This is a genomic window from Pseudomonas sp. MT3 (genome assembly GCF_054720805.1).
The window spans coordinates 22,983-38,632 of sequence record NZ_JBTVPY010000015.1; the positions used below are offsets into that span (position 1 = coordinate 22,983).

General features: G+C 66.9%; 14 protein-coding genes. 10 read left to right on the forward strand and 4 right to left on the reverse strand.

The genetic code is table 11. The annotated features are described in order from the left end of the window. Window positions 1-3: 3 nt before the first annotated feature. Together rhdA and ACYCAX_RS16555 are read right to left on the reverse strand one after the other, a co-directional pair. Complete coding sequence (gene rhdA, locus ACYCAX_RS16550; RefSeq protein ID WP_015479157.1) at window positions 4-816, reverse strand: thiosulfate sulfurtransferase; 813 nt, start codon at window positions 814-816, stop codon at window positions 4-6. A gap of 141 nt (window positions 817-957) precedes the next feature. Beyond that, a complete protein-coding gene (locus ACYCAX_RS16555; protein ID WP_015479156.1) occupies window positions 958-2,481 on the reverse strand; it encodes an HDOD domain-containing protein in 1,524 nt (507 codons plus the stop codon). A 121-nt stretch (window positions 2,482-2,602) separates the two neighbouring features. Between ACYCAX_RS16555 and motA the strand changes: the two genes are divergently transcribed. Together motA and motB are read left to right on the forward strand one after the other, a co-directional pair. Beyond that, window positions 2,603-3,454 (forward strand): flagellar motor stator protein MotA, encoded by an 852-nt coding sequence (motA, locus tag ACYCAX_RS16560; protein WP_015479155.1) that lies wholly within the window; start codon window positions 2,603-2,605, stop codon window positions 3,452-3,454. 15 nt (window positions 3,455-3,469) lie between these two features. Next, complete coding sequence (gene motB, locus ACYCAX_RS16565) at window positions 3,470-4,525, forward strand: flagellar motor protein MotB (RefSeq protein WP_015479154.1); 1,056 nt, start codon at window positions 3,470-3,472, stop codon at window positions 4,523-4,525. A 169-nt stretch (window positions 4,526-4,694) separates the two neighbouring features. On the opposite strand, the gene rsgA is transcribed toward motB, so the two are convergent. After that, on the reverse strand, window positions 4,695-5,726 hold the full coding sequence (gene rsgA / locus ACYCAX_RS16570; protein ID WP_015479153.1) for a small ribosomal subunit biogenesis GTPase RsgA: 1,032 nt from the start codon (window positions 5,724-5,726) through the stop codon (window positions 4,695-4,697). A gap of 89 nt (window positions 5,727-5,815) precedes the next feature. Here rsgA and orn point away from each other — a divergent pair, with 89 nt between their 5' ends. After that, window positions 5,816-6,358, forward strand: a complete 543-nt coding sequence (orn, locus tag ACYCAX_RS16575; RefSeq protein ID WP_460248408.1) for an oligoribonuclease — start codon at window positions 5,816-5,818, stop codon at window positions 6,356-6,358. A 90-nt stretch (window positions 6,359-6,448) separates the two neighbouring features. Here orn and queG read toward each other — a convergent pair whose 3' ends face one another. Then, window positions 6,449-7,510 carry a tRNA epoxyqueuosine(34) reductase QueG gene (queG, locus tag ACYCAX_RS16580; RefSeq protein WP_460248453.1) on the reverse strand — a complete coding sequence of 354 codons (1,062 nt, stop codon included), beginning with the start codon at window positions 7,508-7,510 and terminating at the stop codon, window positions 6,449-6,451. A 104-nt stretch (window positions 7,511-7,614) separates the two neighbouring features. Between queG and ACYCAX_RS16585 the strand changes: the two genes are divergently transcribed. The 7 genes from ACYCAX_RS16585 (at window position 7,615) to hflX (ending at window position 15,634) form a co-directional block, all read left to right on the forward strand. Continuing rightward, the gene (locus ACYCAX_RS16585; RefSeq protein ID WP_460248409.1) at window positions 7,615-9,111 is read left to right on the forward strand and encodes an NAD(P)H-hydrate dehydratase; all 1,497 of its coding nucleotides are present in this window, start codon (window positions 7,615-7,617) and stop codon (window positions 9,109-9,111) included. Continuing rightward, a complete protein-coding gene (gene tsaE / locus ACYCAX_RS16590; protein ID WP_015479149.1) occupies window positions 9,099-9,566 on the forward strand; it encodes a tRNA (adenosine(37)-N6)-threonylcarbamoyltransferase complex ATPase subunit type 1 TsaE in 468 nt (155 codons plus the stop codon). The genes ACYCAX_RS16585 and tsaE overlap by 13 nt, the downstream gene beginning before the upstream one ends. A gap of 8 nt (window positions 9,567-9,574) precedes the next feature. Then, window positions 9,575-11,005: an N-acetylmuramoyl-L-alanine amidase AmiB gene (amiB, locus tag ACYCAX_RS16595; RefSeq protein WP_294976231.1), complete on the forward strand. Its 1,431-nt coding sequence runs from the start codon at window positions 9,575-9,577 to the stop codon at window positions 11,003-11,005. After that, a complete protein-coding gene (gene mutL / locus ACYCAX_RS16600; RefSeq protein ID WP_015479147.1) occupies window positions 11,002-12,912 on the forward strand; it encodes a DNA mismatch repair endonuclease MutL in 1,911 nt (636 codons plus the stop codon). Before amiB ends, mutL begins: the two co-directional genes overlap by 4 nt. Before the next feature lie 98 nt (window positions 12,913-13,010). Beyond that, on the forward strand, window positions 13,011-13,964 hold the full coding sequence (miaA, locus tag ACYCAX_RS16605) for a tRNA (adenosine(37)-N6)-dimethylallyltransferase MiaA (RefSeq protein WP_294976235.1): 954 nt from the start codon (window positions 13,011-13,013) through the stop codon (window positions 13,962-13,964). A 107-nt stretch (window positions 13,965-14,071) separates the two neighbouring features. Then, on the forward strand, window positions 14,072-14,320 hold the full coding sequence (gene hfq / locus ACYCAX_RS16610; RefSeq protein ID WP_015479145.1) for an RNA chaperone Hfq: 249 nt from the start codon (window positions 14,072-14,074) through the stop codon (window positions 14,318-14,320). Window positions 14,321-14,332: 12 nt separating this feature from the next. Further along, complete coding sequence (gene hflX, locus ACYCAX_RS16615) at window positions 14,333-15,634, forward strand: ribosome rescue GTPase HflX (RefSeq protein WP_294976240.1); 1,302 nt, start codon at window positions 14,333-14,335, stop codon at window positions 15,632-15,634. Window positions 15,635-15,650: the final 16 nt, after the last annotated feature.

A 15,650-nucleotide genomic window follows, 5' to 3' on the forward strand; every position in this document is an offset into this window, starting at 1 on the left:
TCCTTAAACCTCTACAGGGGTGTCGGGGTGGTTGCCCCATTCCGACCAGGAGCCGGCGTAGCCCTTGACCCGCGGATAGCCGAGGGCCTTGGCCACCAGGTAGGTGAAGCCGGAGCGGTGATGGGTCTGGCAGTGGGTGATCACTTCCTTGTCCTTGGTGATGCCCAGGTTCTGCAGAATCTGCGGCATATCGGTTCGGATGCGCAGGGCGCGGGCCGGGTCCATGCCGGCGGTCCATTCGAAGTTGACCGCGCCCGGAACGTGTCCGCCCTTGGCGGCGAGGACTTTCTGGCCGCTGTATTCGCTGGGGTTGCGCGCGTCCCAGATGGCCAGGTCGGCGGCGCCCAGGCGGCTCTGCAGGTATTCGCGGGTGGCGGTGGGCTCGTCGTGCAGGGTCAGCGGCAGCGGGTCGCCGGCCGGCGCCGGGACGTCCTGGCTCAGCGGCAGGCCATCGGCCAGCCAGGCATGCAGGCCGCCGTCGACGTAGTGGTAGTGGTGGTGGCCGATCACATCCAGTAGCCAGATGAAGCGGCCGGCCCAGCCGCCGCCCTCGTCGTCGTAGACCACGTAGACGGCGTCGGGGTTGTGGCCCAGTTCGCCGAACAGCGCTTCCAGGTCGGCCTTGGCCGGCAGCAGGCCCGGTGCCGGCCCGCCCAGCTGGGTGCGCGCCGGAGCGATGAAACGGGCGCCGGGAATGTGGCCTTCGGCGTAGCGCGCGGCACTGGTCAGGTCGACCAGGATCAGTTCGGCGGCGTCGAGGCGGCTGGCGAGGTCGGCCGGTTCGATCACCAGGGGCAGTGCGGAGAAGGCGGACATGTCGAAGTCTCCCGGTACGGCGGACGGCCCGCCGCGAGGGTGGACGCGGCGGCGTGAGCTGGCGGCCCTGGGCTGCCGTTGAGGGGCGATAGTCTAAAGGGGGACGCAGTGTACCGGAAATCCCGGCGATCGCCGCGCGGCTCAGGATGCGCTGCGGGACATTTGCCGCACGGCCTGCTCGATGCACTGCGCGGTGCGGCCGAAGGCCTGAGCGTGCAGGTCGCCCAGCGGCTGGCCGTTGCGGTCGGCGGCCAGCAGCATGATGACCCGGCTGCCGTTGCCGAGCGAGCGCAGCAGCAGGTGTTCGCTGGGCAGCAGCGCCTTCAGCGCGCCGGGCAGCACGGCGGAGAAGTCGGCCATGTTCGCCGGGCTCAGGCGCAGTTGCGCCGGCTGTTGCATCAGCTTGCGCAGCAGGGCGCTGGCCGCGACTTCCAGTTTCAACTCGCCGGCCTGCTCCGGCAGGCCGAAGTGGTGGCGGGTTTGCAGCCACGCCTGGCCGCGGTCGGCGAGCAGGATCAGGCCGCGTTGCAGGCCGCCGGCCTGGAGGGCGGCGCTGGCGGTGTCGAGCAACTGCATGGCGTTGCCGAACGGCGAGGGATTCTGCAGCAGGCGCGCGCAGTGCTGGCGCCACTCGCCGAGCGTATCCGGTGGCGTGGGCGCGCTCGCTGCAGGGGGGCCGAGCCAGCGTTGGCTGTCCCAGGGCCAGAGCAGCGCTTGCGCCGGATGCCAGAGCTGCGGTCGGGCGTGGCGTCGCGCGCTTTGCGCCGCGAGGCCGTGAACCTGCTGCTGCAGTTCGGCCAGCGGCATCTGCAGGTAGAGCGCGGTCAGGCGTTGCCAGCGCAGCATGTGCGGTCCGCCCCAGGACTGGTGCGCGGCCATCGCCAGGCTGTTGGCCAGCAGGATGGTGTTGGCCGGGCGGGTCAGCCAGCGGGCCAGTTCCGGATCGGCGTCCAGGCGTCGCTGCTGGCCCAGCGGCTCGGGCTCGGTGTGCGCCACATGCAGGGCGCGCACCAGCAGGCGGCGGTCATCGTTGAGCAGGATGAAGCCCTGGCCGATCCATTCGGGCAGCCGCCAGCGTTCGGCGAGCGCCCGGCACAGTGGCAACAGACGCATGCCCAGCAGCTCCTGTTCGACGTCGGAGCTGCTGCGTCCGAGTCCGCAGACCTGGCGCTGCCAGGTTTCCAGCAGGTCCGGCCGCGCGGTGGCCAGTGCCCACAGCGGCGCCAGGGCGAACAGGCTGCCCCAGTGGATTTCCTGCCAGAGTCGCGCCAGGCGGTTGGCGAACAGACCGCTGGCCTGCTGCATGGCATGGCGGCTGATCAGCAGGAGCTGGCTGAGGGCGCGGGGCATCTGCGCCTCGGGCTGGCTCGGCAGGTGTTCGAGCAACTGGGTGACCCGCGCCAGGCCCAGGCGGTTGAGGGCGACTTCCAGGCTTTCCGCCGGATTGTCGCGGGCGCTCTCGGCGCGGTTGGCCTCGCGCAGGATGGCCAGGGCCAGGGTCGGGCAGTCCTGCAACAGGTCGGCGATGTCGCGGATCGAGCGGTGGCTGTCATCCAGCGCCCGGCGAATGGCGTCGCGCTGCTCCTGGGGGACGGGCAAAGGCAGCTCTTCCAGCAGGGAGAGCCAGGCCGCGAGACGCTCTGGGTTGGGCACGGTGGTGGGCATGCGTGAGGCGCCGAACTGGTTTTTAGTGTTTTCGGCCTATAGTCTTGCCCGAATTCTCCGATAACAACAGGGAGGCAGGAAAAGTGCCTCCCTTTCTGTTCACAGTTTCAGTCCGGTCCCCATGTCAAAAATCATCGGCATCATCGTCATCCTGGGCAGTGTGCTCGGCGGATACATGCTCTCTGGCGGCAAGATCGCGGCCATCATCCAGCCGTTCGAACTGCTGATCATCGGTGGTGCGGCGCTGGGCGCCTTCCTGCAGGCGAACCCCGGCAACACCTTCATGACGGTGCTCAAGAAGGCGCCGAAGATGTTCAGCAACCGCTTCACCCACACCTTCTACCTGGAAGTGCTGGGCATGCTCTACGAGGTACTCAACAAGAGCCGCCGCGAGGGCATGATGGCGATCGAGGCGGACGTCGAGGATCCGGATGCCAGCCCGATCTTCAGCAAGTACCCGGCGGTGCTCAAGGATGAACGCATGACCGCGTACATCTGCGATTACCTGCGCATCATGTCCTCCGGCAACATGGCGCCCCACGAGCTGGAAGGCCTGTTCGACATGGAGCTGGGCAGCCTCAAGGAAGACCTCGACCACCCCGCCCACGCGGTGACCCGCGTGGCCGATGCCCTGCCGGGATTCGGTATCGTCGCCGCGGTGCTCGGCATCGTGATCACGATGGCGCTGCTCGGGCAGGGCAGCCAGGCGGAGATCGGTCACCACGTGGCCGCCGCGCTGGTGGGCACCTTCCTCGGTATTCTCGCCGCCTACGGTTTCGTCGGCCCGCTGTCCAACGCCCTGGAGCACGACGCCAAGGAAGAGCTGAACCTCTACGAAGCCATCAAGGCCTGCCTGGTCGCCTCGGCCTCGGGCATGCCGCCGTCGCTGGCCGTGGAGTTCGGCCGCAAGGTCCTGCTGCCGGCGCACCGCCCGAGCTTCACCGAGCTTGAACAGGCCGTTCGCGGTCGCTGACAGGTCGCCTGACGCATGGATAACAACCAGCCGATCATCGTCAAGCGGGTCAAGCGCTACGCCGCGGGTCATCACGGGGGCTCGTGGAAGATCGCCTTCGCCGACTTCGCCACCGCCATGATGGCGTTCTTCCTGGTGCTCTGGCTGTTGTCGTCGGCCACGCCGGAGCAGAAGAAGGCCATCTCCGGCTACTTCCAGGACCCCATCGGTTTCACCGAAAGCGCCAGCCCCTACGTCATCGACCTGGGTGGCACGCCGACGCCCGCGCCGGACAAGACCCTGAACCCGCAGATCCAGGCGCAGCCCGAGGCGGACGAAACCCGCGTCAGCCCGCAGGACGGGACCACGGTCAACGCCGAGCAGGCGGAAAATCTTGCCGAGAAGATCGAGCGCGAGCGCCTGGAACTGTTGCTGCAGGAGCTGCAGAACAAGGTCGACGAGAACCCCACGCTCAAGCGCTTCAAGGACCAGATCCTGTTCGAGATCACCCAGGACGGCCTGCGCATCCAGATCGTCGATTCCGACAACCGACCGATGTTCGACCTGGGCAGCGCGCGGCTGCAGCCGTACTTCGAGGACATCCTGCTGGCGCTGGCGGAGACCATCAAGCAGGTACCGAACAAGATCAGCATCAGCGGCCATACCGATGCCAAGCCCTATGCGGGCAATGGCGAGTTCGGCAACTGGGAGCTCTCCGCCAACCGCGCCAACGCCGCGCGGCGCGCGCTGGAGGCCGGCGGTTATCCGGAGGACCAGATCGCCCGCGTGGTGGGCTATGCCTCCTCGGCGCTGTTCGATCGCGACCAGCCGCTCAACCCGGTGAATCGCCGCATCGACATCATCGTCCTGACCAAGAAGGCCCAGCGGGCCATCGAAGGCCAGGACGGCGGGGCCGAGAAGCCGGCCGATGGCGCGTCGCCGGTGGCTCCAGGCTCGGCTGCACCCAATGCCGCTCCGGCCCAGCCGGCGGCCGGGCAGGGCGACCCGCTACCGCCGGACCAGCTCGAGCAGAAGCTCAACCTTTTCGACGACGGTGGCACGCTGAAGCTCGATGAGCTGAACAAGCAGTAGTGAGAAACGCGAAGGCCAGCTGAAAAGCTGGCCTTCTTCTTTGTGACTGAATCATGGGACTCTTCGTAGGAGCGAGCTTGCTCGCGAACCGCATCGCAAGGGACTGTTCGCGAGCGAGCTCGCTCCTACAGGTACGGGCAGCGTCGGCGCTTTGGGCAAGGCCCGCCGATCAATATTCGTCTTCCGGCAGGCTGGCGAGGATGTGTCGGTAGCTGGACATCCGTTGCGGCGAGACACGCCCCTCTTCCAGCGCCTTGAGCAGCGCGCAGCCCGGCTCGCGGTCGTGCTTGCAGTCGCGGAAGCGGCAGTGGCCGAGCAGGTCGTGGAACTCGATGAAGCCGGCTTCCACGTCGTCACGGCTCACATGGCCCAGGCCGAACTCGCGGATGCCGGGCGAATCGATCAGGTCGCCGCCGGCGGGGAAGTGGAACAGCCGTGCGGTGGTGGTGGTGTGGGTGCCCTTGCCGGTGACTTCCGAGAGGTCGCCGACGCGGGTGTCGACGCCTGGCAGCAGCGCGTTCACCAGCGATGACTTGCCAACGCCCGACTGGCCGACGAACACGCTGACGTGCTCGTTCAGCGCGGCGCGCAGGGCGTCCAGGGCCAGGCCGTTGAAGGCCGAGACCTCCAGCAGCGGGTAGCCGAGTTCGCGGTAGGTGCCCAGCAGCGAGTCGAGGAACGGAGCGTTCTCCTCATCGATCAGGTCGGCCTTGTTCAGCAGCAGCAGCGGCTTGATGCCGGCGTGCTCGGCGGCCACCAGGTAGCGGTCGATCAGGTTGGCGTGGGGTTCCGGGCGTGGGGCGAAGACGATCACGATGCGGTCGACGTTGGCCGCCACCGGCTTGAGCACGCCGCGCATGTCCGGGCGGCGCAGCTCGGAGGTGCGCGGCAACTGCGCGACGATCACGCCGATGCCCTGGTTGCCGGGGCGCCAGACCACCTGGTCGCCGGTCACCAGTGGCGGCAGGTTGGCGCGCAGGTGGCAGCGGAACACTTCGCCGGCGTGGTCGCCTTCCTGCGCCTCGACTTCCACCTGCACCCCGAAGTGGGCGATTACCTGGCCGGTCTGCTCCGGGCCGAGGTCGCCGCCTTCCAGCTCTTCCAGGGCGCGCGATTCGCGCTTCGCCGCGCGGGCAGCACGCTCTTCCTGGACTTTTTCGATCCGCCAGCTCTGCCGGCGGGTGAGGTGACGCTTGGCCATAGGGTATCCACAGGGAAAATCGCCGCGGAGTTTAGCATGCGTATGCCCGCTTCCCGCTAAACTAGAGGGCTGAGCTGAGGAGCCCCATCATGCAGAACCCACAGAACCTGATCTGGATCGACCTGGAAATGACCGGTCTGGACCCGGACAAGGACGTCATCATCGAGATGGCGACCATCGTCACCGACAGCGACCTCAATATCCTCGAGGAAGGCCCGGTGATCGCGGTGCACCAGAGCGAAGAACTGCTCGCCGGCATGGATGAGTGGAACACCCGCCAGCACGGCCAGTCCGGCCTGACCCAGCGGGTGCGCGAAAGCACCACTTCCGCCGCCGAGGCCGAAGCCATGACCATCGCCTTCCTGGAAAAGTGGGTGCCCAAGCGCAGCTCGCCGATCTGCGGCAACAGCATCTGCCAGGACCGCCGCTTCCTCTACCGCCACATGCCGAAGCTGGAAGGCTACTTCCACTACCGCAACCTGGACGTCTCCACCCTCAAGGAACTGGCCGCGCGCTGGGCCCCGCAGTTGCGTGACGGCTTCAAGAAAGGCAACACCCACCTGGCGCTGGACGACATCCGCGAGTCCATCGCCGAGCTGCGCTACTACCGTGAGCATTTCATCAAGGTGTAAGCCGGCAGCTCTTCGTAGGAGCGAGCTTGCTCGCGAACAAACCCCTGCTGCGAAGCTGTTCGCGAGCAAGCTCGCTCCTACAAATACCTTTCAGGCCTGATGCCGGCCCAGTGCCCACTCCACATGCTCGCGCACCAGTTCCGACGGGAACGCCCGGCGCGCCTTCAGCGCCTCGATCACCGGGATGGTGGACGGCGCATTGCCCAGGCCCACGGCCAGGTTCCTCAGCCAGCGCTCATAACCGGCGCGCCGCAGCGGCGAGCCTTCGGTGCGGCTGAGAAATTCTTCCTCCGTCCACAGGAACAGTTCCGCCAGCGCCGCGTTGTCCAGGCTGTGCCGGGGCTGGAAGTCGCCCTGGTCGGTGGCGCGGGCGAAGCGGTTCCACGGGCAGACCATCTGGCAATCGTCGCAGCCGAACACGCGGTTGCCGATCAGCGGGCGCAGGTCCTCGGGAATCGGGCCTTTCAGCTCGATGGTCAGGTAGGAAATGCAACGCCGCGCGTCCAGCACGTAGGGGGCGACGAAGGCGGCGGTGGGACAGATGTCCAGGCAGGCCGAGCAGCGTCCGCAGTGCTCCGTGCCGTGGGGCGGGTCCACCGGCAGCGGCAGGTCGGTGAACAGCTCGCCGAGGAAGAAGTAGCTGCCGGCCTTGCGGTTGAGCACCAGGGTGTTCTTGCCGATCCAGCCGAGGCCCGACTGCTCGGCGATGGCCTTCTCCAGCACCGGCGCGCTGTCGACGAAGGCGCGGAAGCCGAACGGCCCGACCTGCTGCTGGATGCGCTCGGCCAGTTGCTGCAGGCGCTTGCGGATCAGCTTGTGATAGTCGCGGCCCAGGGCGTAGCGCGAGACGTAGGCTTTCTCCGGGTTGCCCAGCACCTGTGCCATGCGGGTGTCGCCGGGCAGGTAGTCCATGCGCAGCGAGACCACCCGCAGCGTGCCGGGCACCAGTTCGTCCGGCCGCCAGCGCTTGCTGCCGTGGGCGCCCATGTAGTCCATCTCGCCGTGGTAGCCCGCCTCCAGCCAGCGTTGCAGGTGCTCGCCGTGCTGCTCCAGGTCGAGCCCGGCGATGCCGACCTGCTGGAAGCCGAGTTCGCGCCCCCACTCCTTGATGGAACGGGCAAGGTCGGTGTAGTCGAGTGTCGAATCGTGCATGGAAGGCGAGAAACGGAAGTCCGGGTGGGTATAATTCTGCCAGACCTTGCCGGCGTCGGCCCGTCCGTACGCCAAGGCGACACAATCTGCCGCCCGGAACAGCGATGACTGCCCACGACGATCTGCCCCTTAACTTCTACAGCGTCCAGCAGGTACGCGATCTCGACGCGCGCCTGATCGCCGCCGGCACGCCCGGCTTCGAACTGATGCGTCGTGCGGCCCACGCTGCCTGGCGTGCCCTGCGCCGGCACTGGCCGGACGCGGGTGAGATCAGCGTGCTCGCCGGCCACGGTAACAACGCCGGCGACGGCTACCTGATCGCCGCCCTGGCCCTGCGTGCCGGCTGGCGCGCGCGGGTGCTGGCGGTGGGGGATGCCGCGCGGCTGTCCGGCGACGCGGCGTCCGCCCACGGCGAGGCGCGGGCGGCGGGTGTGGATATCGAAGCCTGGAGTGACCGCGCGGAGCTGCGTGGGGTGCTGGTCGATGCGTTGCTCGGCACCGGTCTGGGCGGCGCGGTGCGCGAGCCTTATGCCTCGGCCATCGCCGCGATCAACGCCAGCGGCCTGCCGGTGCTGGCCGTGGACATCCCCTCCGGCCTGAGCGCGGACACCGGCCAGGTGCTGGGTTGCGCCGTTCGTGCGGACCTGACCGTGACCTTCATCGGCCTCAAGCTGGGGCTGTTCACCGCGAACGGGCCGGACCAGTGCGGCGAGCGGGTGTTCGACGCTCTGGATGCCGATCCGGCGCTGATTCCCGACGACTGCGTTGCCCGTCGTCTCGCTCCCGCATCCTTGGCTCGCCTGGCCGCGCGCCCGAAGGCCGCGCACAAGGGCCTGTTCGGCCACGCTCTGGTGATCGGCGGCGATACCGGCATGGGTGGCGCGGTGCTGCTGGCCGCCGAAAGCGCGCTGCGTTGCGGCGCCGGACTGGTATCGCTGGCGACCCGCGCACCGCACGTCGTCGGTGCCCTGGCCCGTTGCCCGGAACTGATGGCGCGTGGCGTTTCCTCGTCCGCCGAACTGCTGCGCGTGGCCGAGCGGGCCAGCGTGCTGGTGGTGGGGCCGGGTGTGGGGCGTGAGGCCTGGGGGCGTGTACTGGTCAGCGCGGCGGCCAGCCTGGAGCGTACCCAGGTTTGGGACGCCGATGCGCTCAACCTGTTGGCGGAGGGCCTGGTTTCGCGCCCGTCCGGCGACTGGGTGATGACCCCGCATCCCGCCGAAGCGGCACGATTGCTGGGCGTCTCCACGGCCGACGTTCAGGCCGACCGGCCGAGCGCGGCCCACGCGCTGGCGCAACGGTACCAGGCGGTTGTGGTGCTCAAGGGTGTCGGCAGCCTGATCGCCGCTCCGGATGGACGGCTGGCGCTGTGCAGTCACGGCCATCCGATCATGGCCGGCGCCGGGCTGGGCGACGTGCTCTGCGGCATACTCGGCGCGTTGCTGGCGCAGGGGATGCCCTGTTTCGATGCGGCCTGCCTGGCCGTCTGGCTCCACGCCCGCGCCGGCGAGTCGCTCGGTCCGCAGGGCAGGGGGCTGGCCGCCACCGATCTGATCCCTGCCGTTCGTCAGTTGCTCGAGGAGCACAGTCCATGCCTGAACTGAATCTGTTCGCCGAGGGCGAAGAGGCCATGTACGACCTCGGACGGAAGATTGCCTCGGCGACCGGCGGACGCGGCATCATCTATCTGCACGGCGACCTGGGCGCCGGCAAGACCACGCTGTCGCGCGGCATCCTGCGAGGATTGGGGCATGGCGGGGCGGTGAAGAGTCCGACCTTCACCCTGGTCGAGCCCTACGAGATCGGACCGGTCCGCGCCTTCCACTTCGACCTCTACCGCCTGGCCGACCCGGAGGAGCTGGAGTTCCTCGGCATCCGCGACTACTTCGAGGGTGATGCCCTGTGCCTGATCGAATGGGCTGAACGGGGCACAGGCATTTTGCCAAAGGCCGACATGGACATTACCATTACCCCGCATGCGGGCGGTCGCATGCTGCGCCTGACGCCGCAGGGTGCGCGGGGCGAAGCCTGGTGTGCCGCCCTGGCCACGGGAGCATGAGAAAAAAGATGGGTTGGGGGTTGCGCCTGCGGGCGCTATTGACGGGGATGACTGTTTTGCTGGCAATGATTGCCGGCGAGGCTTTTGCCGCCACGCAAATCAAGAGTGTCCGTATCTGGCGGGCGCCGGACAACACCCGCCTGGTGTTCGATCTGTCCGGTCCTGTGCAGCACAGCCTGTTCACGCTCAGCGCGCCTAACCGCATCGTCGTCGATATCAACGGCGCGCAGATGTCCACCGCGCTGGACAAGCTCAAGCTCGGCAACACACCCATTATCGCGGTGCGCTCGGCCCAGCGTTCGCCCACCGACTTGCGCCTGGTGCTGGACCTGAAGAACCCGGTCACGCCCAAGAGTTTCGTGCTGGCGCCGAACCAGCAGTACGGCAACCGCCTGGTCGTCGACCTGTACGACCAGGGTGCCGACATCGCGCCGGACGTTCCGGCCACGCCGACTCCCGGCGTGCCCGCCGTACCTGTCAGTCCCGCACAGTCGGTGACCAGGATTCCCGCACCCAGCACGGGCGGCAAGCGTGACATCGTCGTCGCCATCGACGCCGGCCACGGCGGCGAAGACCCGGGCGCCCTCGGTCCGAACGGCCTGCATGAAAAGAACATCACCCTGGCCATCGCCCGCGAGCTGCAGCGCCAGATCAACCAGATGAAAGGCTTCCGCGCGGAACTGACCCGTACCGGCGACTACTTCATCCCGCTGCGCGGGCGTACCGCCATTGCCCGCAAGAAGGGCGCGGACCTGTTCGTCTCCATCCACGCCGATGCCGCGCCCAGCCGCAGCGCCTTCGGTGCCTCGGTGTTCGCCCTGTCCGACCGTGGCGCCACCTCCGAAACCGCGCGCTGGCTGGCCGACAGCGAAAACCGTTCTGACCTGATCGGCGGCGATGGCGGCGTGAACCTCGACGACAAGGACAAGATGCTCGCCGGCGTGCTGCTCGACCTGTCGATGACCGCCACCATGTCCTCCAGCCTGGATGTCGGCCACAAGGTGCTGACCAACGTCGGCCGGATCACGTCGCTGCACAAGCGGCGCGTGGAGCAGGCTGGCTTCATGGTGCTGAAGTCCCCGGACATTCCGTCGATCCTGGTGGAAACCGGCTTCATCTCCAACCCGAGCGAATCGCAGAAACTCGCCAGCCGCTCACACCAGCAAGCGCTGGCGCGCTCCATTGCCGGTGGCGTTCGCCAGTACTTCGTGCAGACGCCGCCGCCGGGCACCTATATTGCCTCGCTGCGCGACGGCGGCCAGCTCTCCAGCGGTCCGCGCGAGCACGTGGTGCGTCCCGGCGAGAGCCTGGGCATGATCGCCAGCCGCTATGACGTGAGCACCGCTTCCATCCGCAGCGCCAACAACCTCAAGAGCGACAGCCTGAAGGTTGGCCAGGTGCTGAAGATTCCGGGCACCGCCCTGGCGTCGCAGCAATGAGTGACGTTCGCCGTATCCAGCTGCTGACGCCGCGGCTGGCCAACCAGATCGCTGCCGGCGAAGTGGTCGAACGCCCTGCGTCGGTCATCAAGGAACTGCTGGAAAACTGCCTGGACGCCGGCGCCAAGCGCATCGATATCGAAGTCGAGCAGGGCGGTGTCAAGCTGCTGCGCGTGCGCGACGATGGCAGCGGCATTCCCGCCGAGGACCTGCCGCTGGCCCTGGCGCGCCACGCCACTAGCAAGATCCGCGAACTGGAAGACCTGGAACGGGTAATGAGCCTGGGCTTCCGTGGCGAAGCGCTGGCCTCGATCAGTTCCGTCTCGCGCCTGACCCTGACTTCGCGCACCGCCGACGCCGAGCAGGCTTGGCAGGTCGAGGTCGAGGGCCGCGACATGGAATCCACTGTGAAGCCGGCGGCCCACCCGGTGGGCACCAGCATCGAAGTGCGCGACCTGTTCTTCAATACCCCGGCGCGGCGCAAGTTCCTGCGTGCCGAGAAGACCGAGTTCGATCATCTGCAGGAAGTCATCAAGCGCCTCGCCTTGGCGCGCTTCGACGTGGCGTTCCACCTGCGTCACAACGGCAAGACCATCCTCTCGCTGCATGAAGCGAAGGACGAAGCCTCCCGCGCCCGCCGCGTCGGTGCCGTGTGCAGCTCCGGCTTCCTCGAGCAGGCCATGCCCATCGAGGTGGAGCGCAACGGTCTGCACCTGTGGGGCTGGGTCGGCCTGCCGACTTTCTCCCGCAGTCAGCCGGACCTGCAGTACTTCTATGTGAACGGCCGCATGGTGCGCGACAAACTGGTCGCCCACGCCGTGCGCCAGGCCTATCGCGACGTGCTGTACAACGGCCGCCATCCGACCTTCGTGTTGTTCTTCGAGGTCGATCCGGCGGTGGTGGATGTCAACGTCCACCCGACCAAGCACGAAGTGCGCTTCCGCGACAGTCGCATGGTCCACGACTTCCTCTACGGCACCCTGCACCGGGCGCTGGCGGAAGTGCGTCCGGACGACCAGTTGGCGCCGCCAGGGGCGACCACCCTGACCGTGCCGCGCCCGACCGGTGCGGAAGCCGGCGAGTTCGGCCCGCAGGGCGAAATGCGCCTGTCCGAGACCGTGCTGGAGGCTCCGGCCGCCGCGCGCGCCTGGCAGCCCGGCCCGGTTTCCGGCAGTTCTGGCTCCGGCGGTGGTGGCGGCTACGGTTATCAGCCGAACCGCCCGGAAATGCCGCCGATCCAGGAGGCGCAGGGCGCCTACAAGGCCTATTTCGCACCGCTGCCCGAGCAGGCGCCGCAAGCGCTGCCGGAAAGCAGCCAGGACGTGCCGCCGCTGGGCTACGCCCTGGCGCAGCTCAAGGGTATCTATATCCTCGCCGAGAACGCCCACGGCCTGGTGCTGGTGGACATGCACGCGGCGCACGAGCGCATCACCTACGAGCGCCTGAAGACGGCGATGGCCAGTGAGGGGCTGCGTGGCCAGCCGCTACTGGTGCCGGAGTCCGTCGCCGTCAGCGAGCGTGAGGCGGACTGCGCCGAGGAGCATGGGGAGTGGTTTTCCAGGCTCGGCTTCGAACTGCAACGGCTCGGCCCGGAAACCCTGGCGATCCGCCAGATTCCCGCGCTGCTCAAGCAGGCCGAGGCCACCCAACTGGTGCGTGATGTGCTCGCCGACCTGCTGGAGTACGGCACCAGCGACCGCATCCAGGCGCACCTCAACGAACTGCTCGGCACTATGGCCTGCCACGGCGCCGTGCGCGCCAACCGCCGGTTGACCGTGCCGGAAATGAACGGCCTGCTGCGCGACATGGAAGTGACCGAGCGCAGCGGCCAGTGCAACCACGGCCGACCGACCTGGACGCAACTGGGCCTCGACGAGCTGGACAAACTGTTCCTGCGCGGACGCTGATCATTCCCGTAAGGTGGCGTTCAGCTTTCTGCAGTACACTGCGCGCCAAACGATTCAGCAGCGCGCAATAACCAGCAGTACGTATTAACGAGCCCCCGATGTCCTCCCTGCCTCCCGCGATTTTCCTCATGGGCCCCACCGCCGCCGGCAAGACCGACCTGGCGCTGGAGCTGGCGCGCCTGTTGCCGGTGGAGCTGATCAGCGTGGATTCGGCGCTGATCTACCGGGGCATGGACATCGGCACCGCCAAGCCGCCCCGCGAGGTGCTGGCGGAGTTTCCGCATCGCCTGATCGACATCCGCGACCCCGGCGAAGCCTATTCGGCGGCGGAGTTTCGCGCCGACGCTCTGGCGGCGATGGACGAGATCACCGCCGCCGGCCGCATTCCGCTGCTGGTCGGCGGCACCATGTTGTATTTCAAGGCATTGCTGGAAGGCCTGGCCGACATGCCCGGCGCCGACCCCGCGGTGCGCGCCGAACTGGAGGCCTGGGCCGAGGCCGACGGCTGGGGCGCCCTGCACGCGGAGCTGGCGCGCGTGGACCCGGAGTCGGCCGCGCGTATCCATCCGAACGATCCGCAGCGGCTCGTCCGGGCGCTGGAGGTCTATCGCGTAAGCGGTATGTCCATGACTGCACACCGCCATCGCCAGGCGAGTGAAAGTGCGGGTTTCGGCGGGCAATTACCGTATACTGTCGCCCATCTGGCGATTGCGCCTCTGCAGCGCCAGGTGCTGCACGCGCGTATCGCGCAACGTTTTGACCAGATGCTGGAACAGGGCTTCATCGCCGAGGTCGAACGCCTTCGCGCAAGAGGTGATTTGCATGCGGGGCTGCCGTCCATACGAGCGGTGGGTTACCGTCAGGTATGGGATTACCTTGAAGGCAAACTGTCCTACGCTGAGATGGTGGAGCGCGGCGTCATCGCCACGCGACAGCTGGCCAAGCGCCAGTTTACCTGGCTGCGCAGCTGGAGCCATCTACACTGGTTGGACAGCCAGGCAAGCGACAATTTGCCGCGTGCCTTGAAATACCTTGAGGCGGTCTCCATATAGGCTCGAGACCTTAATTCCGGCCGTCTATCCTTGGGGTTCAGGACGGCGTTAAGCCAAATTCGACTACTTACTAAATCAGCTTTTTACCCTTACAAGGAGTGCGGCATATGTCAAAAGGGCATTCGCTACAAGACCCTTACCTCAATACCCTGCGCAAAGAGCGCGTCCCGGTTTCCATCTATCTGGTCAACGGCATCAAGTTGCAGGGGCAGATCGAATCCTTCGACCAGTTCGTGATTCTGCTGAAGAACACTGTCAGCCAGATGGTCTACAAGCACGCTATCTCCACCGTTGTTCCCAGCCGTCCGGTGCGTCTGCCCAGCGGTGATCAGCCGGCCGAGCCGGGCAACGTTTGACGGGAGTCCGCCTTGTTCTTTGAGCGCCCGGGTGGTGGGGAACGGGCCATTCTGGTCCATCTGGAAGGTCAGGACCCCGAGGCGCGCGAAGACCCGCAGGAGTTCCAGGAGCTGGCACGTTCGGCGGGCGCGGAATCCGTAGCGTTCATCAGCATTTCGCGCCACCAGCCTTCAGCCAAGTACCTGATCGGCAGCGGCAAGGTCGATGAGTTGCACGACCTCGTCCATGCCGAGAAGGTCGAGCTGATCATCTTCAATCACACCCTTACTCCGAGTCAGGAGCGCAACCTCGAGCGTGCGATCGAATGCCGTGTGCTCGACCGGACGGGGTTGATCCTCGATATCTTCGCTCAACGTGCGCGTACCCATGAGGGTAAGTTGCAGGTGGAGCTCGCCCAGTTGGAACACATGAGCACGCGCCTGGTGCGCGGCTGGACTCACCTCGAACGCCAGAAGGGCGGTATCGGCCTGCGTGGTCCGGGTGAAACCCAGCTGGAAACCGACCGTCGCCTGCTGCGCGGACGTATCCGCCAGATCAAGTCGCGCCTGGAGAAGGTCCGCAGCCAGCGTGAGCAGGCTCGTCGCGGCCGTCGTCGCGCGGAGATTCCTTCGGTATCCCTGGTCGGCTATACCAACGCCGGCAAGTCCACGCTGTTCAACGCGCTGACCACCTCCGAGGTCTATGCCGCCAACCAGCTGTTCGCCACCCTGGACCCGACCCTGCGCCGCCTGGAGCTGGATGACGTCGGACCGATCGTGCTGGCGGACACCGTAGGCTTCATTCGTCATCTGCCGCACAAGCTGGTCGAGGCGTTTCGAGCTACCTTGGAAGAGTCGAGCAATGCCGACCTGCTACTGCACGTTATCGACTCCCACGAGCCGGAACGTGATGCGCAGATCGAGCAGGTACTGGCGGTACTGCAGGAAATCGGTGCCAATGAGCTGCCGATACTCGAGGTGTACAACAAGATCGACCTGCTGCCGGACATGCGGCCGATGATTCAGCGCGACGAACTCGGCAAGCCCGTCCGAGTCTGGGTGTCGGCGCGCGAATCCCGTGGGCTGGAGTTGGTGGAGCAGGCGGTCGCCGAGTTGCTGGGGGAGGACATGTTCGTGGGAACGCTCTGCCTGCCGCAACGCCTGGGACGACTTCGTGCTCAGTTCTTCGAGCTGGGTGCGGTACAGTCCGAGGGGCATGACGAGCAAGGATGCGCCGTGTTGCAGGTTCGCCTGCCGCGTGTCGAGTTGAACCGGTTGGTCAGTCGTGAGGGCTGGCAGCCGGCGGAGTTCATTGCGCAACACACTTTGCAATAAAGCCCGGAACACTGCT